This is a genomic window from Bosea beijingensis, from assembly GCF_030758975.1.
In the GTDB taxonomy this organism is placed as follows: Bacteria; Pseudomonadota; Alphaproteobacteria; order Rhizobiales; family Beijerinckiaceae; genus Allobosea; species Allobosea beijingensis.
In genome coordinates, this window is record NZ_CP132359.1 from 53,239 (window position 1) to 71,670 (window position 18,432).

The following is an 18,432-nucleotide window of genomic DNA, read 5'->3' on the forward strand; positions in this document are numbered from 1 at the left end:
AAGGCAACGATGCCCCTGCGGCGGGCCGTCGCTTGCATCGCGCCGGTGACGCGGCCATATGGCGGAACCGACCCGCCCCCGCAGGAGCCGAGCCGAACGCCATGGCCGAACTCGAACAAGCCATGAAGGCGCTCGTCGTCTTCATGCAGGCCCATCAACAATGGGCCGTCCCGATCGTCTTCGCCGTCGCCTTTGCCGAATGCGTCGCGATTCTGTCCTGGCTGGTTCCGGCAACCGTGTTCTTCACCACCTTCGGCGCCGTCGCCGGCGCCTCGGGCCTCAGTCTCGTGCCATTGGCGCTGGCAGCATCGCTCGGCGCCGGCAGCGGCTTCTGGGTGTCGTATATCGCGGGCATCTATCTCGGACCGCGAGTCCACGACTACTGGCCCTTCAACAAGAACCCGCAATTGCTGGATCGCGGCCATGCCTTCTTCGAGAAATGGGGCATCGCCAGCATCCTGATCGGCCATTTCTTCGGGCCGCTGCGCGCCGTCATTGCCATCGTCGCCGGCATCGTCGCGATGCCGGCCTGGCAGTTCCAGCTCGCCAACTGGCTGGCCTCCTTCGCCTGGGGTTTCGGCCTGCTCTACGGCGTCGGTCGCCTCAGCGAATTCCTCGCTCGCTGAGCGCGCCCGCAACCTGACTGCCCGGTGAACGCGCCATTCGGAGAGCGTTCAACCCGAAAGGCGCTTCTTCGCGTCGTCGCATCGCGGCACACCCCGATGGTGAAGCCCGGCGCGACACGCTGAACGGCCCCGTGCCGCCAGCGTCGTCCGGCGGAGGGACCCGGCTCCCGGCGGATGCGACGATCCGGGCCGACCCGCGAGGTCTTAAGTCATGACGATGTCTCGTTTCCTGATCCCTCTCGTCGCGCTCGCTGCCATGGGCGGCCAGGCCTTCGCCCAGACCGCGACGCAGGCCCCCGCCCCGGCCAAGCCCGCCGCGCCCATCACCGCGCCTGCCGCTCCGGCTGCCCAGGCCGCGCCCGCCGCCAAGCCCGCGAGCCCGGCTGCCGCCACGCCCGCCGCGACCCAGGCCAAGAAGATCAACATCAACACCGCGACCGCCGCCGAGCTCGATACGCTCAAGGGCATCGGCGAGGCCCGCTCCAAGAAGATCATCGAGGAGCGCGGCAAGGCGAAGTTCAAGGATTTCGCCGACCTCGTGAAGCGGGGCACCCTGCCCGCGAATGTCGAGGCCGAGATCAAGGACAAGATCACCTTCTGATCGGCCTTCAGATACAAAAAACCCCCGGCGCCAGGCGCCGGGGGCTTTATCGTTTCAGGCGTATCGAGAAGGTGCCTCAGGCCAGGCCGAGGATCACCGCCAGCATCATTGCGAGCGACAGCGCCATCACGACGCGGATCGCCACCGGCGTTTCAAGAATGCGTAAGAGTTCCATCACTGCCTCCCCTGTGGCGGGCAAACACGAACGGTTTCGCAAAACTCAGTAGACCAGCTTCTCCACGGCGAACAACGCGACTGTCACGAGCACGAGCCCGCCGATCAGCACCATCAGCACCGGCCGGCCGAGAAAGCCCTGCCGTGCCTCGATGGGCGTCTCCACAGCCGGATCGGCATCGCTATGATCAGGCGCGCGCATCGGCGGAATCGCATCGCCGCCGCGGGCCTTGTCCAGATCCTCGACCGGCACTCTGGGTCGGGTATCGACCGTCATGACCGTCTCCTTGAGGTCTCGCAGGCCTTGTCGGGCCATGCACCGCAAGGAAAACGCCCGGGCCTTCGGAGGGTTCCAACCGGCGCCCAACGAAAACGGGCGGCAGCCTTTCGACCGCCGCCCGCAAACGGAAAAATCTACCGATATCAGTCGATTGCGAGACGTTCCGGAATCAGCCCCGCAACATCTTGAATCAATCCGGGAAGTCCGCGCCTGCCATGGCCGGCGCGGGCCTGCGCCAGCTCAGTTCTTGGTCTTGTCGACCAGGGCCTTGGCCTTGATCCACGGCATCATGTCGCGGAGCTTGGCGCCGACTTCCTCGATCGGGTGAGCGGCGTAGCGGGCGCGGGTGGCCTTGAACGAGGTCTGGTTGACCTTGTTCTCCAGCATCCAGTCGCGGGTGAACTTGCCCGATTGGATGTCGGTCAGGACGCGCTTCATCTCGGCCTTGGTCTCGGCCGTGATGATCCGCGGACCGGTGACGTACTCGCCGTACTCGGCGGTGTTCGAGATCGAGTAGTTCATGTTGGCGATGCCGCCTTCGTAGATCAGGTCCACGATCAGCTTCACCTCGTGGAGGCACTCGAAATAGGCCATCTCGGGGGCGTAGCCAGCCTCGGTCAGCGTCTCGTAGCCGGCCTTGATCAGCTCGACCAGACCGCCGCAGAGCACGACCTGCTCGCCGAACAGGTCGGTCTCGCACTCTTCCTTGAAGGTCGTCTCGATGATGCCGGCGCGGCCACCGCCATTGGCCGAGGCGTAGGACAGGCCGAGGTCATGGGCGTTGCCGGTCGCGTCCTGGTGGATCGCGATCAGGGTCGGCACGCCGCCGCCGCGCTGGTACTCGGAACGGACGGTATGGCCGGGGCCCTTCGGGGCGACCATCAGCACATCGAGGTCCTTGCGCGGCTCGATCAGGTTGAAATGGACGTTGAGGCCGTGCGCGAACAGGAGAGCAGCACCCTCCTTCATGTTGGCGTGCAGCTCGTCGCGATAGATGTCGCCCTGCAGCTCGTCCGGGGTCAGCATCATCATGATGTCCGAGACCTTGGCGGCCTCCGACGGAGTCATGACCTTGAAGCCGGCCTCTTCGGCCTTCTTGCGCGTGGCCGAGCCGGCCTTGAGCGCGATGATAACGTCCTTGACGCCGGAATCGCGCAGGTTGAGCGCGTGGGCATGGCCCTGCGAGCCGTAGCCGACGATGCAGACCTTCTTGCCCTTGATCAGGTTGATGTCGGCATCACGATCGTAATAAACGCGCATGGGTGTCTCCTTTGTCACGCGTTGGACTTGTCCCGGCCCGAGGCATGCCGCCCCGCACCGTAGAGGGTGAGAAACTGTTCGGTCGCCCGCTCGGCGTCAGTGGCGATCTCGGCCCGGCTCAGCGTCAGCGTATCGCCGAGCAGGAGCCGGATCTGAACGTCGCGGCCGGCGAGGCCGAAGAAGGTGCGGAAGGCCGTCTCGGTATCGTCGAAGGCGAGCAGCCCCGCTTCGCGCCCGGCATCGAGCACCGGCTTCAGGCGCTCGCCGATCGCGAAGCGGCCATTGGCCAGCACGATCGAGCCGAGATTGCCGTCGCGCGACGCCGCCTGGCTGATGCCGATGCGGTTGAGCGCGATCGAGGTCGGCGAGGTGATCACCTCCAGCCAGTTCGCGGCGAAACCTTTCAGGCTCTCGCGCAGCGCGCCGGCATCGAGGTTCTGCCGGTCGAAATTGCCCGCCCTCACCTTCGAGGCCTGCCACTGCACGGTCGCGGTCAGCAGACCGTCGCGGTCGCCGAACCACTTGTAGAGCGTTTCCTTGGAGCAGCTCGCGCGCCGCGCAACGGCGGTCATCGTCAGCCCGCTGCCCTTCTCGACCATCAAGCTCAGCACGGCATCGAGCACGGCCTGCTGGCGCGCTGTCAGCGCCTCGCCTTGTGTCTCTGCCGGGCCTTGCGTCATGGGCGGGAGAAATCCAGTACCGTACGTTACGGTTCAGGCATCTATCGCAGCGGCGAGCGGCCCGCAAGCGTTATTCGCGACTGGCGCATCACCGAAGAAGAATTATCTCTGGGCGAACCAATTCTCAGGAACGGAGCCATCCATGACCTTGCCCAGCGCCCATGCCATTGTCAGCTTCTGGTGCGAGGCCGGCCCCGAGAAATGGTTCCTCAAGGACGACGCTTTCGACACCGAGATCACCAGGCGCTTCCTGCCCGCCCATGAGGCCGCCGCTGCCGGACAGCTCGCGGCTTGGGAGGAAACGCCGGAAGGCGTCTATGCGCTGCTGATCCTGCTCGACCAGTTTCCGCGCAACATGTTCCGCGACAGCCCGCGCGCCTTCGCCACCGATGCGCTAGCCGTTGAAGTCGCCGGGCGCGCGATCGCCAGAGGTTTCGACGAGGCCTATCAGCCGCCGGAGAAGCGCTTCTTCTACATGCCCTTCATGCACTCCGAAGGGCTGGCCGATCAGGAGCGCTGTATCGAACTCTGCGCTGCTGCCGATGATGCCGACGGCGTGAAATACGCCGAGATGCACCGGGACATCATCCGCGATTTCGGCCGCTTCCCGCATCGCAACCCCGTGCTCGGCCGCGAGACCACGGCGCAGGAGCGCGCCTTCCTCGATGAGGGCGGCTTCGCGGGGTGACCCTCAGCCGGCCTGCTGGCTCGCGATGCGCTGCAGGAAGATCGCCGCGATAGTGAGCAGGAAGCCGGCCCACCAGAGTGGCGATCGCAGGCTCTTGCCGCTGCCCAGCTCCTCGGCCTGCGCCTTGCCGGAAAGGCGCATCACGATCGGCCAGGCAAAGCAGCCGAGCCCGACGATGCCGAGCAGCAGCGCGATCTGTTCGAGGCTCGGTGTCGTCATGCCCTTACCCTCGCAAGAGTGGGATTTGCCGGGAAAGCCGGCCCCAGCTTCAGGACCTGCAAGGGATCGCCATACAGCCCCGCGACGAGCAGGGCCAGTTGCCTGCCGATCCCCGGCAGGCGCGCCAGTGGCGGCACAAGCCGGTCGCGCAGCAAGGGCAGCACATAGCTGTCGGATTGATAGAACGGCGTGAACAGGCGGCTCGCCGCCTGATAGAGCCGGACATGGAAGCGCCGCAGCCGCGCATAACGCTCTAACGCCCCAGCAATATCTGGAGCCTCGTTCACCGCCATCGTCAGCGCGTAGGCATCGAGCAAGCCCATATTGGCGCCCTGCCCCAGTTGCGGGCTGGTCGAATGGGCGGAATCGCCAATGAAGGCGAGGCCGCGCCCAGCCGGGACCGGCAAGGTGTGATGCCGGTAGGCGGCCAGCAGCAACTCCTCGGCAGACGTGATCGTCTCCAGCATCGGCGCCGTCTGCGGCCAATGGCTAAGCACATCCGCCTTCCAGGCATCGAGGCCGCGCGCCTGCCATTGCGCGTGATCGGCCGGCTTCAGGCTCCAGAAGAACGAGGCCAGCAGTCTCTCCTGATCGAGCCGCCGCCCGATCGGCAACACGCCGACCATCACGCTGGCCTGATGATAGCGTTGCTCCAGCGCATGCGGATCGAAACCCTCCGCCAACGGTGCATTGGCCCAGACCGCGCCATAGGCCAGCGGCCGTTGCCGCACCGGCCGCAAGGCCCGGCCGATCAGGGGCGAGCGCGCGCCCAGGGCATCGATGGCGAGGTCGAACGGCCCGAGCTTTCGGCCATTGTCCAGCAAAAGCGAGACCCGCTCGCCGCTGCCGCTTTCGACATCCGCGACCTCACAGCCGGTCTCGACCCCGATCCCGCGTGCCGTCACAGCCGCGAACAGCGCCCCGAACAGGCTGCCGCGATGGATGCCGAGGCCGAAGGCGTCGGGGCCGAGCGCCGCATAGCGCACGTCGAGCACAACGGAACCGGTGGCCGCACCCAGCCCATAGAGCCGGTCGAGCCGGCTGCCCCGCGCGATCAAGGCATCGGCCAGACCGAGCTCGCGCAGAACGGCAAGCCCGGTCGGCTGGAGGATCAGGCCCGAGCCAAGCGGCTGCGGCGTGGCGAAGCGTTCGACCAGCGTGACGCGATGCCCGGCGCGCTCCAGCAGCAGCGCAGCCGCAAGCCCGGCCGGTCCGCAGCCGGCAATCGCGATCGCGTAGCCGCGCGTCACCGGCAGAAGCCGGTGGTCACATCGAGTCCGGGCCGCGGCTCATCGCGGCGATGCCGGTGCGCGAAACTTCAGTCAGCCCCACCGCCGTCATCGTCTTGATGAAGCGCTCAATCTCCTCGGTCGCGCCGGTCAGCTCGAAGACGAAGGAGGTCAGCGAGGCATCGAGCACGCGCGCGCCGAAGGCCGAGGCGAGGCGCATCGCCTCGACGCGGTGATCGCCCTTGCCGACCACCTTGACCAGCGCGAGCTCGCGCTCGATCGCCTCGCCCTGTTCGGTCAGGTCGACGACGCGATGAACCGGCACCAGCCGGTCGAGATGCGCCTTGATCTGGTCAATGACATTGGCCGTTCCGGAGGTCACGACCGTGATGCGCGAGAGATGCTTCTCATGCTCGGTCTCGGAAACGGTGAGGCTCTCGATATTGTAGCCACGGCCCGAGAACAGCCCGGCAATGCGGGCAAGAACGCCCGGTTCGTTGTCGACGATCACTGCCAAGGTGTGGCGCGCGGTCGGCTGGGCCTTGGGAGCGTTCGGATAATGGGTGGCGGGCTTCGACATGGCGGACCTGTGAGGCGGGTTGGAGCGGATGAAAACGATCGGATTGAAAGGGTTGGGCTCAGCGGAGATCGACGAGGGCGGGTTCGTCAACCTCGTCCTGCGCGACGATCCAGGGTTCTACCAGCGCGGCGGCGAGCCACTCGCGATAGGCAGGCAGCGCGAGCACGGCCTGCATGTAATCCTGCGAGACCGCGTCGACGGCGATGCCATAGGTGTCGAGCCGCGTGACGACCGGCGCGAACATCGCATCCGCCGCCGAGAAGGCGCCATAGAGGAATTGTCCGCCGGCGCCGAAGCGCTCGCGCGCCTGCCGCCACAGGCTGGTCAGCCGCTCGACATCGCGGGCGACGCCGGGGCCGCGATCGCGGCCCGCGAAGCGCTTGCCGAGATTCATCGGGCAGGCGCTGCGCAAAGCCGTGAAGCCGGCATGCATTTCGCTGGCGATGGCGCGCGCATGGGCCCGCGCCGCCTTGTCGCGCGGCCAGATGCCGGCCTGCGGCTGCGTGTCATGCAGGTATTCGCAGATCGCCAGCGTCTCCCAGACGACGACATCGCCATCGACCAGCGTCGGCACGGTGCCGCCGCTGCCGGGCGCCGCCGCGAAGATCGCCTCCTTGAAGCCGGGCTCGTCGAGCGGCACGAGCTGCTCGGTGAAGGCGATCCCGGTCGCGCGCATCAGGAGCCAGGCCCGAAGCGACCAGGACGAGTAGCATTTGTTGCCGATCAGAAGCTTCATGCCGCGGCAACCTCCCACTCATCGACGAAATCGAGCGCCGCCTGGACATGCAGTGCGGTGGTGTCAAAGACCGGCACGGCAACATCACCCTGCGAGAGCAGCAGGCCGATCTCGGTGCAGCCGAGGATGACGCCGTCGGCGCCCTCCTCCCTGGCGGCACGCGCGACGATGGCACGGTAGCGTTCGCGCGAGACCGGCTCGATCCGCCCGCGGCACAATTCCTCGTAGATGATGCGGTGGACGTCGTCGCGCTCCTCCGGGGCCGGCACCAGCGCCTCAACGCCGAAGGCCCTGAGCCGGTCGCGATAGAAGCCCTGCTCCATGGTGAAGCGGGTGGCCAGCAGCAGCGGCCGGCGCGAGGGCGAAGCCAGCACCGCCCGCGCCGTCACATCGGCAAGGTGGATGAAGGGCAGCTTGGTCGCGGTGATGATCTGGTCGGCGACCTTGTGCATGGTGTTGGTGCAGAGCACGAGACAGGAGGCACCGCCCTGCTCGAGGCGCCGCGCGCTTGCGGCCAACGCCGCGCCGGCCGCGGTCCAGTCGCCCTTCGCCTGCATTTCCGCGATGGGAGAGAAATCGACCGAATGCAGCAGCACGTCGGCCGAATGCAGCCCGCCCGCACGGGCGCGCACGCCCTCGTTGAGGAGCCGGTAATAGACCGCGGTCGACTCCCAGCTCATCCCGCCGATCAGACCTATCGTGGCCATTCGTTCCTCCCGTTGCCGCCTCTCAGCCCTCATCCTGAGGAGCCGCGGAACGCGGCGTCTCGAAGGATGCTCCAGATGTGTCAGGAGCCTCCTGGAGCATCCTTCAAGACGCAAGCCGTAGGCTTGCTCCTCAGGATGAGGGCTGAGAAGAGGAAAATCCGCCTCAGACGAGCTGCTTGCCCTTGGCGTCGATGATCTCGCCGGTATCCCCCTCGAAATCGGGCAGGATCATCTCGTTATGGGCCTTGCCCGACGGGATCATCGGGAAGCAGTTCTCTTCCTTGGCGACGAGGCAGTCGAAGATCACCGGGCCGGGCGTCTCGATCATCTCCATGATCGCGGCGTCGAGCTTGGCCGGGTCGGAGCAGCGGATGCCGTGGCCGCCATAGGCTTCCGCCAGCTTCACGAAGTCCGGCAGGGACTGCGAATAGCTCTCGGAATAGCGCCCGCCATGCAGCAGCTCCTGCCACTGGCGCACCATGCCCATGTACTCGTTGTTGAGGATGAAGATCTTCACCGGCAGCCGGTACTGCACCGCCGTCGACATCTCCTGCATGTTCATCAGGATCGAGGCCTCGCCGGCGACGTCGATGACGAGCGCGTCGGGATGCTTCATCTGCACGCCGATCGCCGCCGGCAGGCCGTAACCCATCGTGCCAAGGCCGCCCGAGGTCATCCAGCGGTTCGGCTCCTGGAACTGCAGATACTGCGCCGCCCACATCTGGTGCTGGCCGACTTCGGTCGTGATGTAGGTGTCGCGATCCTTGGTCAGCTCATGCAGCCGCTCCAGCGCGTATTGCGGCTTGATGATCGTGTCCGAGCGCTTGTAGGAGAGGCTCTTGCGGCCGCGCCAGCCGTCGATCTGCGTCCACCAGGCGGCGAGCGCGGTCTTGTCGGCCTGGGCGCCGGTCTCGCGCCAGATCCGGACCATGTCCTCCAGCACATGGGCGCAGTCCCCGACGATGCCGATATCGACCTTGACCGTCTTGTTGATCGAGGACGGGTCGATGTCGATATGGATCTTCTTCGAGCGCGGCGAGAAGCCGTCGATGCGGCCCGTGATGCGGTCGTCGAAGCGCGCACCGATATTGATCATGACGTCGCAGTCATGCATCGCGAGGTTCGCCTCGTAGGTGCCGTGCATGCCGAGCATGCCGAGCCACTGCTTGTCCGCGGCCGGGAAGGCGCCGAGTCCCATCAGCGTCGAGGTGACCGGAAAGCCGGTCAGCCGCGCCAGTTCGCGCAGCAGCGCCGAGGCGTGCGGGCCGGAATTGATCACGCCGCCGCCGGTATAGAAGACCGGCCGCTTGGCGCCGGCGATCAGTTCGACCGCGGCCTTGATCTTGTTCAGGTCGCCCTTGACCACCGGTCGGTAGGTCTTGTGCTGGTTGTCGCGCGGCCGGGTATAGGAGCCGGAGGCGAACTGGATGTCCTTGGGGATGTCGATCACGACCGGGCCCGGGCGGCCGTTGGCAGCGACGTAGAACGCCTCGTGCAGGATGCGCGGCAGGTCGTGGATGCTCTTCACCAGGTAGTTGTGCTTGGTGCAGGAGCGGGTGATGCCGACCGTGTCGCATTCCTGGAAGGCGTCGGAGCCGATCAGATGCGTCGGGACCTGGCCGGTGATGACGACGAGCGGGATCGAGTCGAGCAGCGCGTCGGTCAGGCCGGTGACGGCGTTGGTCGCGCCGGGGCCGGAGGTGACGAGCACGCAGCCGACCTTGCCGGCACCGGAACGGGCATAGCCCTCGGCGGCATGGACGGCGCCCTGCTCGTGGCGGACGAGGACATGCTTGACCTTGTCCTGCTGGAAGATGGCGTCGTAGATCGGCAGTACGGCGCCGCCCGGATACCCGAACAGGTGCTCGACACCCTGATCCTGAAGCGCGCGGACGACCATTTCGGCTCCGGTCATCATCTCGCTCATAACGCTCTCCTGCGGCTGGTCTTCTGGTCTGTCTGGAACGCGGGCAATAAAAAAGGCCCTCGGAGGGGCCTGGGCGTGCGCTGGCGTCGGGGACGCCCGGTTCGAAAACCGGCCCCTACCAGCGCACCTCTACGAGAATAAGCTTGCGCATCGCGCACATGATCCTTGACGAAAGTTGCCGAACGCTAACGGAGGGCGCGCAAACGGTCAAGCGTTAACATGGCTAAGGACCGGCATTCGCCGGGTCCGGAAAATACCATGCCTCAAGGGAACACTTTCTCAATCCGTCCGGGCTTAGCCTCTGCGCGCTCGAACCGGGACGGATATGTACTACGAGGTTCACACCGAGAATATCGCGGCCCGCGGCCATGCCCCGGAGATCGCGCGGATTCTGGACCGCTTCGCGCTTCATCGGCGGGGTGGCGAGCCCGTCAGCTATGAGAAGCTCGCCGCCGCGCTGCTGCCGGATTTCGGCGACGACCTGATGGTTCTCGAACCCACAGGCGATGGCGACTATCGCTGGCTGCATTTCGGCCGCGAGATCATCCGCTATTCCGGCGCCAGCCGCCTCGGCAAACGCCTCTCCGAGATGCGTGAGCGCGTCGCCCGCTTCTCGATCGACAGCTTCGACCAGACCCTGGCCGAGGATCGGCCACTCTACACCGTGCATCGCTCGACCCAGACGGTGCGCGTCGCGCTCTGGGAGCGCCTCGTCTTGCCGACCACGACGCGGGACGGGCGCCGCTTCATCATCGCCTTCAGCCGCCCCCTGCAGTTCCGCGAGGACCTGCTCAATGCCGTGCTCGAAAGCTCGCCCAGCGGCATCGTCGCCTTGCGCGCCATTCGCGACGCGGCCGGTGCGATCGAGCAGGCCGTCGTCGTCACCGCCAACGGCCGCGCCTCCGAACTGAGCGGGTGCGCGGAGGCGGAGCTGCTCGACACCGATGGCCGCGAGAGCCTGCCCTTCCTGTCCGACCCTTCGGTCTGGCGCCGCTGCCTCTATGCCATCGACCTGCAGCGCGCCGACACGCTCGAAGTCTCCTTCACGCGCGAGGGCGCGACGACCTGGCTCAGGGTCGCGATCGCGCCGCTCGGCGACGGCCTCCTCCTGACGCTGACGGATATCACCGACCTGACCGTCGCCAACCAGACCTTGCAGATGCGCGCAGCGACGCTGGCGCTGGAGATCGGCCGCGAGCGGGCGACGCGCCGGGCCCTCTCCGAGGAGATCGGCCTGCGCGAGGAACGCGAGAACGAACTGCGTCGCCTCGCCGAAACCGACCCGCTGACGGCGCTGCTCAACCGCCGCTCCTTCACCGACAAGGCCAATGCCGCCATCGCGGCGAGCGAGGCCGAGGGCACCGACCTCGCCCTCATCATCGTCGATCTTGACCATTTCAAGCAGGTCAACGACACCTATGGCCATCCGGCCGGTGACGCGGTGATCCGCGCCTTCGCCGATCTGCTGCTCGGCCAGTTCCGCAACGAGCGCAATCTTGTCGGCCGCTTCGGCGGCGAGGAATTCGGCATCCTGCTGCAAGGCAGCGACCTCGCCTCGGCTGCTGCAAGCGCACGCCAGATCCAGGAAGCCTTGCTCGCCCGCGCGATGCCCGTCTCCGAAACCCTGGCGCTCAAGGTGACCGCCAGCCTCGGCATCGCCGCGCTTCATTCCGGCGAAGCGCTGGCATCGCTGACCGCCCGCGCCGACCAGGCGCTCTATCGTGCCAAGAACGAGGGCCGCAACCGCCTCGGCCTCGCCGACCCCACCCCCATCGCCGAGGCCGCCTGAGCTTCAGCAGCCGAGGCGCCGGGCGGCCAGTTCAAGCGCAGCCTCGGGCGAGACCGCCTCCCAGCCTGCCATCTGGTGCCGGAACCACGTCACCTGCCGCTTGGCATAGGCGCGTGTATCCGCCTGGCCGCGCCGGATCGCCTCCTCCAGGGTGATCTCGCCGTCGAGATGGGCGATCAGGCCGGGTACGCCATGCGCGCGCATGATAGGCAGCAGCGGATCGAGCCCGCGCTGCTTCAGCCGCGCGACCTCGTCGAGCGCGCCCTCGCCCATCATCGCCTCGAAACGCCGGTCGATCCGCGCCTTCACCGCCTCGCGCTCGGGATGAACAAAGAGCCGCAGCGTCCGCACGCTGCCCAGAGGTCCCGGCTCGCGCTCGCCCTGAAAGCTCGCCAGCGACCGCCCCGTCGCGCGGAAGACCTCCAGCGCCCGCATGATTCGCATCCGGTCGCTCGGACGCAATCGCTCCGCCATGGCAGGGTCGCAAGCCGCAAGTTCGGCATGGAGAGCAGTCGTCTCGTGCCCCTCTGCATGGGCGCGGAAGGCAATCCGCACCGCCTCCGGCACCGGCGGCATGGCGGAAAAACCTTCGGTGACGGCCTTGAAATAGAGCCCGGTGCCGCCGACCAGGATCGGCAGCGAGCCCGTAGCGCGCAACTCCGCCAGCAGTGACGTCACATCGGCGACATAGCGCATCGCCGAATAGTTCACGGCGCCGTCGACATGCCCGTAGAGGCGATGCGGCACCATCGCCTCCTCAGCCTCGCTCGGCCGGGCCGAGAGGACGCGGAGATCGGCATAGACCTGCATGGAATCGGCGTTGACGACGGTGCCACCGGTGCGGCGTGCGATCTCGATCGCCAGCGCGGACTTGCCGCTCGCGGTCGGACCTGCGATGAGCACCGCGCCGAATTCCCCTGCCGCCTTCACCCGGTTCCTCGCATGCTCGTCGCCACACTCGTATCCGCCCACGGCCAGGCGCTCGTCGACGACGCCCTGCTCGCCCGCCTTGCCCGCACTGTGCCCGGCATCACCGGCACGGCGGTGCTCGACGGCGCGACCGCCGCCGACCTCTTCGCGGAAGCAGCCGACGCGCGCAAGCTCGAAGCCGATATCCGGGCCGCTCTGGAAGGCGCCGCGATCGATGTCATCGTCCAGCCGGCAGCGACGCGCCGCAAGGCACTGTTCCTCGCCGACATGGATTCGACCATGATCGGCCAGGAATGCATCGACGAGCTCGCCGCATTCGTCGGCTTGAAGGAACATGTCGCGGCGATCACCGAACGGGCGATGCGCGGCGAAATCGATTTCGAGCCGGCTTTGCGCGAGCGCGTCGCCCTCCTCAAGGGCGTATCGCTTTCCGTCGTTGGCGAGATCATTCGCAACCGCATCACGCTGACGCCGGGTGGGCGCGAACTCGTCCAGACCATGCGCGCCAATGGTGGCTACACCGCCCTCGTCTCGGGTGGCTTCACCGTCTTCACCGGTCCGATCGGCCAGACCATCGGTTTCGACGAGCACCGCTCCAACACGCTGCTGGCGAACGATGGCATCCTGAACGGCACGGTCGCCGATCCCATCCTCGGCAAGCAGGCCAAGCTCGATGCGCTCGTCGAATTGCGCGCCCGCTTCAAACTCACGCCCGAGCAGACCATGGCCGTCGGCGACGGCGCCAACGACCTCGCCATGCTCGGCGAGGCGGGACTGGGCGCGGCCTTCCGCGCCAAGCCGGCGGTCGCGGCTACTGCCGACGCCCGGCTCGACCATGCCGATCTCACGGCGCTGCTTTACGCCCAGGGCTACATGGGCAGCGAGATCGTCCGCAGTTGATCAGTCGACGATGAAGAGCTTCGCGCCGGTCTTGGTCGCGGAGCGATGCGCCTCGGCATTGTCGGCTACCTGATAGCTCATGCCGGCGCGGAGCGGCAGCACGCGCCCGTCAGCGAGCGTGGTTTCCATCTCGCCTTCGAGGCACAGGATGATGTGCCCCTTCGAGCACCAGTGGTCGGCGACATAGCCCGGCGAGTACTCGACCATCCGTACCCGGATACGGTTGTCCTCGGGGCCGAAATACTGGACGCGCCAGGTCGCTTCACCGCTATCGCCCGCATGGCGCTCCACCGGGATGGTCGCCCAGTCGGTGGTGACGAAGGGAATGTCGCTGATCTTCATCTCGGTCTCTCCTGGCGCTGTAGCCAAGCTCTAGCTGCGTTTTGCCAGTCCGCGCCAGCGGGCGCGCCTCGCTGCCGCTCTGCGGACAGGGCATGAAAAAGGGCGGCCCGATCGGGCCGCCCTCTCGCATTCTGCCGATGCAACCGGTCTCAGTTCATCGAGACGGCGACGAAGCGGACTTCGCCCTGGCCGTTCGAGACGAGCAGGAGGGCGGATTTCTTGCCCTCCTTCTTCAGCGCGTCGAGCCGCTTGGTCACGTCCTGCGGCGCGTTGACCGGCTCCTGGCCGACCTCGACGATCAGCTCGCCGACGAGGATGCGCTTGTCCGCGGCGTTCGAATTGGCCTCGACCTTGGTGATGACGACGCCCTTGAGCCCGTCCTTGATCGAATAGCGCTTCCGGAGCTCGTCCGTCTGCGGCGAGAACTCCAGGCCGAGCGCGCTCGTCACCGCGGGCTTGGCCGGCTCTGCCGCCGGCTTGTTCGCCGAGGCCGACTGGACCTTCTCGCCATCCTCGAGGCGGCCGAGCTTGACCGTCTTGGTCTCTTCCTTGCCCTTGCGGATCACCAGGATCGGCACGTCCTTGCCGACCGGCGTCGCCGCGACGATGCGCGGCAGGTCGCGCGAATCCTTCACGTCCTTGCCGTCGAACTTGACGATCACGTCGCCGGTCTCGAGGCCGGCCGGCTTGGCCGGGCCCTTCTCGTCGATGCCCGCGACCAGCGCGCCGCGCGCCGTGCCGAGGCCGAGCGCCTCGGCGGTGGCGTCGTCGACGGTCTGGATGCGCACGCCGAGCCAGCCGCGCCGGGTCTCGCCGAACTCCTTGAGCTGGTCGACGACATTGGTCGCCAGTGTCGAAGGCACGGCGAAGCCGATGCCGACCGAGCCGCCCGTCGGCGACAGGATCGCCGTGTTGATGCCGATGACCTCGCCGGCCATGTTGAACAGCGGGCCGCCCGAGTTGCCCTTGTTGATGGCCGCGTCGGTCTGGATATAGGTGTCGTACGGGCCCTGGCTGATGTCGCGGTTGCGGGCCGAGACGATGCCCGAGGAGACCGAGCCGCCCAACCCGAACGGATTTCCGATCGCCATCACGGGATCGCCGATCCGCATCTTGTCGGAATCGCCGAACTTGACCGCCGGCAGCGGCTTGTCGTGCTTCACGCGCAGCACGGCGAGGTCGACCTTGCTGTCCTTGCCGATGACCTCGGCCTTGAGACGCAGGCCGTCATTGAAGATCACGGTGATCTCGTTGGCGTCGCCGATGACGTGGTTGTTGGTGACCACGATGCCGGAGGGATCGACCACGAAGCCGGATCCGGCCGATTGCGAGCGGCGCTGCTGCGGTGCCTGGCGCTCGCCCTGCTGGTTGCGGCGGTTGAAGAATTCCTCGAACAGGTCGCCGAAGGGTGTGTCGGGGCCGAGCTGCGGCAATTGCGGCAGGTTGCGGCCCTTCTGATCGTTTGTGGTGACAGCCGCGATGTTGACCACCGCCGGCATCACCTTCTCGACGAGATCGGCAAGCGAGGTCTGCCCCTGAAGGAGCGGCGTGTTGGCCTGTGCATGCCCCGGCGCCAGCACCGGCGAGGCCAGCAGCGCGAGCCCGGCGACGCCGGCAGCGAGAGCGATGCGGACAGGCCTGGCTGCGGAAAGGGTGTTCGATGCCATAGGGATCCTCGTGTTCGGAAGAATGCGGGCCGATCGATGCAGGCAGGCGCGCCCGGTGCCGCGAGGCAGACGGACGCGCCCGATGATTGAACTCCGAAATGCGGCGGAAGGGCGACGCACGATCATGTCATCGAACACGATCGCGTGGCCGCCCCCGCTCTTACCAGATGCCGCGCGCGAGCCAGACCAGGAGCACGCCCAACACCGCCGAGCCGATGCCGATGAGCCGCATCCGGTCCACCGGCGTTTCGGCCGCGCTACGCAGGGCATCCTTTGCCAGATGCGGGATCGCGGCGAAGAGAATGCCCTCGATGGCGAAGACCAGGCCGAGCGCCGCGACGAAATCTAGCATTCGCGTCGCCCGCCTTGATCAGGGCCGTGCCGGCGCAGGCTGGGCAGGCGTCGCCGAAGCGCCCGCCTGACCGTCCTGACGCTGCGCGTTGGAGCCGTTGAAGAAACGGAAGAACGGCGAATCCGGCGTCAGCACCATCCGCGTATCCCCCGGCTTGATGCTGGCCTCATAGGCCTGCATCGAGCGATAGAAGGAGAAGAACTCCGGGTCCTTGCCGAAGGCCTCGGCGAAGACCTTGTTGCGCTCCGCCTCGCCCGCACCGCGGATCTCGTCGGATTGCTGCTGCGCCTCCGCCACGATCACGGTCGAGTCCCTGTCGGCTCTGGCCTTGATCTCCTGCGACTGCTGGCCACCGAGGGCGCGCGCTTCCGCCGCCTCGCGCTGGCGTTCCGTCTGCATGCGCTGGAACACCGCCGCCGAGTTCGCCGCCGGCAGGTCGACGCGCCGCAGCCGGACGTCGACGACCGACATGCCGAAACGGGCGGCCTCGCGGTTCACGTCGTCGCGGATGCGGTTCATCAGCCGCGTGCGCTCGGTGCGCACCATCGCCGTGAAGCTCGCTTCCGCCAGCACGGAGCGGACATTGCCGTTCACGATCGAGGCGAGCTGCGAGTTGGCGCGCGGGATGTTGTTGACCGCCTGGTAGAAACGCAGCGGATCGGAGATCCGGTAGCGGGTGAAGGCGTCGACGACGAGACGCTTCTGGTCCGAGGCGATGATTTCCTGGGCCGGGAGGTCGAGGTCGAGGATGCGGTTGTCGAGCAGGGTGACCTGTTCGAACGGAGCCGGGAGCTTGAAGTACAGGCCGGGCGCCGTGACGACGCTGCGGATCGCGCCGAGGCGCAGGACGAGCGCCGACTGCGTCTGCGAGACCACGAAGGTCGAGGCATAGAGCACGACGGCGACGACGACGACGGCGAAGAAGAGCACGCCGCGCAACACGGGGGAGTTCATCGCAGAGCCCCTCCCTGCTGCTGGCCCGGAGCCGGGCGCCGTTGCTGGAGCTGGTCGAGCGGCAAGTAAGGCACGACGCCCTGCCCGTTGCCCGTCGAGTCGAGGATGATCTTGTCGGTCCCGCCCATCACGCGTTCCATCGTCTCCAGGAAGAGACGCTCGCGCGTCACGGCCGGAGCGTTCTTGTATTGCTCATAGACCGCGTTGAAGCGGCTCGCCTGACCGCGCGCCTCGGCGACGGTCTGCTCCTTGAAGGCTTCCGCCGCCTGGACGAGACCGGCCGCACGGCCGCGGGCCTCGGGCACGACGCGGTTGGCATAGGTCTGCGCCTCGTTGCGCAGGCGTTCCTGGTCGGCGCGAGCCGCCTGGACGTCGCGGAAGGCGTCGATGACCTGCTGCGGCGGGTCGACCTTCTGGAGCTGGACGAGGCTGATGCGCACGCCGGCATTGTAGCCGTTGAGCGTGTCCTGCATGAGCTGGCGCACCTCGGTCTCGATCGCGCCGCGATCGGTCGTCAGCACCGGCTGGATGTTGCGCCGGCCGATGATCTCGCGCATCGCGCTCTCGGCCACGGCCTTCACCGTGCCCGGCGGATCCTGGATGTTGAAGACGTAGTTCTCGGGCGCGGCCGGATCGATCTGCCACTGCACGATGAAGTCGATATCGACGATGTTCTCGTCGCCGGTGAGCATCAGGCTCTCCTCGATGACGTCGGTCTGGCGCGAGGCGCGGACCGATTCGATCGTCCGGAAACCGACCTCGGTGGTGATGACGTTCGTCACCTGCGGCTTGATCACGTTGCCGATCGGATAGGGCCAGTTCCAGTTGGGGCCTTCGCCGGTCTTGCCGGCGAAACGGCCGAAGACGACGTTGAGGCCGACCTCGTTGGGCCGCACGAAATAGATGCCGGAGCCGAGCCAGATCAGGATCAGCGCCAAAATGCCGAGAAGCAGGCCGCGCCCGCCGATATTGCCGCCGGGGACCAGGTTCTTCAGCCGGTCCTGGCTGCGTCGCAGGATTTCCTCGAGATCGGGCGGGTTGCCATTGCCCCCGCCACCGCCGCCTCCGCCGGAACCGCCGCCCCAGGGACCGCCGCCGCCACTACCTCCGCGCTGACCCCAGGGACCTCCCCCGCCGTTGCCACCGCCGCTCTGATTGCTCCAAGGCATTCTCGAGCCGTTCCCTTTCGTTCTGTCGAGGCCAAGCCATAAGCAAATGACGGCCGCTTGTCAGTGCCTTCGGGCGAAGGCGCTGGGCTGACTTGGTCATGGGCCATGGATTCGTCAACGGCGCAAGCCATTCATCGTGAACGGAAAGCGGCGATCAGCCGCGCTTGGCGTAGGTAACGAACGTATAAGGGTGCTCGTTCTCGGCATCGGCGGGGTGATGGTCGTTGGCGCCGGCCTCAAAAGCCTCGCGCTCCCAGTCGGGAAAAAGCGCATCGCCCGAAGGCTTGGCATGGACGATGGTCAATTCCAGCCGGTCCGCCAGCGGCAGAGCCTGCCGGTAGATCTCGGCGCCGCCCGCGACCACGACGGAATCCGCGCCGCTGGCCGCGGCCAGCCGCTGCCCGATCGCCACCCCCTCGTCGAACGAACGGGCTACGCTCACCCCCTCCGCCGAAAAGCCGGTATCGCGGGTCAGCACGATGATTTCGCGTCCCGGCAGCGGCTTGCCGATCGACAGGAACGTCTTGCGCCCCATCAGCACCGGCCGCCCGAGCGTCAGATTACGGAAATGCTTCATGTCGGCCTTCAGCCGCCAGATCAGCCGGTTGTCGTCGCCGATCAC

At 67.0% G+C, this 18,432-nt stretch carries 21 protein-coding genes; 5 read left to right on the plus strand and 16 right to left on the minus strand.

The window, feature by feature from the left end; all coding sequences use genetic code 11:
- Nucleotides 1-101 precede the first annotated feature (101 nt).
- Both Q9235_RS00250 and Q9235_RS00255 read left to right on the plus strand, forming a co-directional pair.
- The gene (locus tag Q9235_RS00250) at nt 102-626 is read left to right on the plus strand and encodes a DedA family protein (RefSeq protein ID WP_306224768.1); all 525 of its coding nucleotides are present in this window, start codon (nt 102-104) and stop codon (nt 624-626) included.
- A gap of 211 nt (nt 627-837) precedes the next feature.
- Complete coding sequence (locus Q9235_RS00255) at nt 838-1,227, plus strand: ComEA family DNA-binding protein (RefSeq protein WP_306224769.1); 390 nt, start codon at nt 838-840, stop codon at nt 1,225-1,227.
- A 220-nt stretch (nt 1,228-1,447) separates the two neighbouring features.
- Here Q9235_RS00255 and Q9235_RS00260 read toward each other — a convergent pair whose 3' ends face one another.
- The 3 genes from Q9235_RS00260 to Q9235_RS00270 all read right to left on the minus strand — a co-directional run bounded on the left by Q9235_RS00260 (nt 1,448) and on the right by Q9235_RS00270 (nt 3,621).
- The gene (locus Q9235_RS00260) at nt 1,448-1,678 is read right to left on the minus strand and encodes a hypothetical protein (protein ID WP_306224770.1); all 231 of its coding nucleotides are present in this window, start codon (nt 1,676-1,678) and stop codon (nt 1,448-1,450) included.
- Between the two features lie 243 nt (nt 1,679-1,921).
- Nucleotides 1,922-2,941 (minus strand): ketol-acid reductoisomerase, encoded by a 1,020-nt coding sequence (gene ilvC, locus Q9235_RS00265; protein WP_100963369.1) that lies wholly within the window; start codon nt 2,939-2,941, stop codon nt 1,922-1,924.
- A gap of 14 nt (nt 2,942-2,955) precedes the next feature.
- Nucleotides 2,956-3,621 carry a TetR/AcrR family transcriptional regulator C-terminal domain-containing protein gene (locus Q9235_RS00270; protein WP_306224771.1) on the minus strand — a complete coding sequence of 222 codons (666 nt, stop codon included), beginning with the start codon at nt 3,619-3,621 and terminating at the stop codon, nt 2,956-2,958.
- Nucleotides 3,622-3,763: 142 nt separating this feature from the next.
- Here Q9235_RS00270 and Q9235_RS00275 point away from each other — a divergent pair, with 142 nt between their 5' ends.
- Nucleotides 3,764-4,309: a DUF924 family protein gene (locus tag Q9235_RS00275; RefSeq protein WP_306224772.1), complete on the plus strand. Its 546-nt coding sequence runs from the start codon at nt 3,764-3,766 to the stop codon at nt 4,307-4,309.
- A 3-nt stretch (nt 4,310-4,312) separates the two neighbouring features.
- On the opposite strand, the gene Q9235_RS00280 is transcribed toward Q9235_RS00275, so the two are convergent.
- The 6 genes from Q9235_RS00280 to Q9235_RS00305 all read right to left on the minus strand — a co-directional run bounded on the left by Q9235_RS00280 (nt 4,313) and on the right by Q9235_RS00305 (nt 9,707).
- Nucleotides 4,313-4,528: a hypothetical protein gene (locus Q9235_RS00280; RefSeq protein ID WP_306224773.1), complete on the minus strand. Its 216-nt coding sequence runs from the start codon at nt 4,526-4,528 to the stop codon at nt 4,313-4,315.
- On the minus strand, nt 4,525-5,778 hold the full coding sequence (locus Q9235_RS00285; protein WP_306224774.1) for an FAD-dependent oxidoreductase: 1,254 nt from the start codon (nt 5,776-5,778) through the stop codon (nt 4,525-4,527). Before Q9235_RS00285 ends, Q9235_RS00280 begins: the two co-directional genes overlap by 4 nt.
- A 16-nt stretch (nt 5,779-5,794) precedes the next feature.
- Nucleotides 5,795-6,337: an acetolactate synthase small subunit gene (gene ilvN / locus Q9235_RS00290; protein WP_047580085.1), complete on the minus strand. Its 543-nt coding sequence runs from the start codon at nt 6,335-6,337 to the stop codon at nt 5,795-5,797.
- A gap of 58 nt (nt 6,338-6,395) precedes the next feature.
- A complete protein-coding gene (locus tag Q9235_RS00295) occupies nt 6,396-7,073 on the minus strand; it encodes a glutathione S-transferase family protein (RefSeq protein WP_306224775.1) in 678 nt (225 codons plus the stop codon).
- A complete protein-coding gene (locus Q9235_RS00300) occupies nt 7,070-7,780 on the minus strand; it encodes an aspartate/glutamate racemase family protein (protein WP_306224776.1) in 711 nt (236 codons plus the stop codon). Before Q9235_RS00300 ends, Q9235_RS00295 begins: the two co-directional genes overlap by 4 nt.
- A 163-nt stretch (nt 7,781-7,943) precedes the next feature.
- The gene (locus Q9235_RS00305) at nt 7,944-9,707 is read right to left on the minus strand and encodes an acetolactate synthase 3 large subunit (RefSeq protein WP_306224777.1); all 1,764 of its coding nucleotides are present in this window, start codon (nt 9,705-9,707) and stop codon (nt 7,944-7,946) included.
- A gap of 325 nt (nt 9,708-10,032) precedes the next feature.
- On the opposite strand from Q9235_RS00305, the gene Q9235_RS00310 reads away from it, so the two are divergent.
- Nucleotides 10,033-11,496 (plus strand): GGDEF domain-containing protein, encoded by a 1,464-nt coding sequence (locus Q9235_RS00310; RefSeq protein WP_306224778.1) that lies wholly within the window; start codon nt 10,033-10,035, stop codon nt 11,494-11,496.
- Between the two features lie 3 nt (nt 11,497-11,499).
- Here Q9235_RS00310 and miaA read toward each other — a convergent pair whose 3' ends face one another.
- Nucleotides 11,500-12,426 carry a tRNA (adenosine(37)-N6)-dimethylallyltransferase MiaA gene (gene miaA / locus Q9235_RS00315; protein WP_306224779.1) on the minus strand — a complete coding sequence of 309 codons (927 nt, stop codon included), beginning with the start codon at nt 12,424-12,426 and terminating at the stop codon, nt 11,500-11,502.
- Between the two features lie 12 nt (nt 12,427-12,438).
- Here miaA and serB point away from each other — a divergent pair, with 12 nt between their 5' ends.
- Complete coding sequence (serB, locus tag Q9235_RS00320; RefSeq protein ID WP_306224780.1) at nt 12,439-13,326, plus strand: phosphoserine phosphatase SerB; 888 nt, start codon at nt 12,439-12,441, stop codon at nt 13,324-13,326.
- Here serB and Q9235_RS00325 read toward each other — a convergent pair whose 3' ends face one another.
- The 6 genes from Q9235_RS00325 to Q9235_RS00350 form a co-directional block, all read right to left on the minus strand.
- Complete coding sequence (locus tag Q9235_RS00325; RefSeq protein ID WP_306224781.1) at nt 13,327-13,668, minus strand: DHCW motif cupin fold protein; 342 nt, start codon at nt 13,666-13,668, stop codon at nt 13,327-13,329.
- Nucleotides 13,669-13,817: 149 nt separating this feature from the next.
- Complete coding sequence (locus Q9235_RS00330; protein WP_306224782.1) at nt 13,818-15,335, minus strand: DegQ family serine endoprotease; 1,518 nt, start codon at nt 15,333-15,335, stop codon at nt 13,818-13,820.
- A gap of 160 nt (nt 15,336-15,495) precedes the next feature.
- Nucleotides 15,496-15,687: a DUF2065 domain-containing protein gene (locus Q9235_RS00335; RefSeq protein ID WP_306224783.1), complete on the minus strand. Its 192-nt coding sequence runs from the start codon at nt 15,685-15,687 to the stop codon at nt 15,496-15,498.
- Between the two features lie 18 nt (nt 15,688-15,705).
- Nucleotides 15,706-16,641, minus strand: coding sequence for a protease modulator HflC (hflC, locus tag Q9235_RS00340; RefSeq protein WP_306224784.1), 936 nt, complete (start codon nt 16,639-16,641; stop codon nt 15,706-15,708).
- The gene (gene hflK, locus Q9235_RS00345) at nt 16,638-17,810 is read right to left on the minus strand and encodes an FtsH protease activity modulator HflK (protein ID WP_306224785.1); all 1,173 of its coding nucleotides are present in this window, start codon (nt 17,808-17,810) and stop codon (nt 16,638-16,640) included. Before hflK ends, hflC begins: the two co-directional genes overlap by 4 nt.
- A 154-nt stretch (nt 17,811-17,964) precedes the next feature.
- Nucleotides 17,965-18,432 carry a dihydrofolate reductase gene (locus tag Q9235_RS00350; protein WP_422678251.1) on the minus strand — a complete coding sequence of 156 codons (468 nt, stop codon included), beginning with the start codon at nt 18,430-18,432 and terminating at the stop codon, nt 17,965-17,967.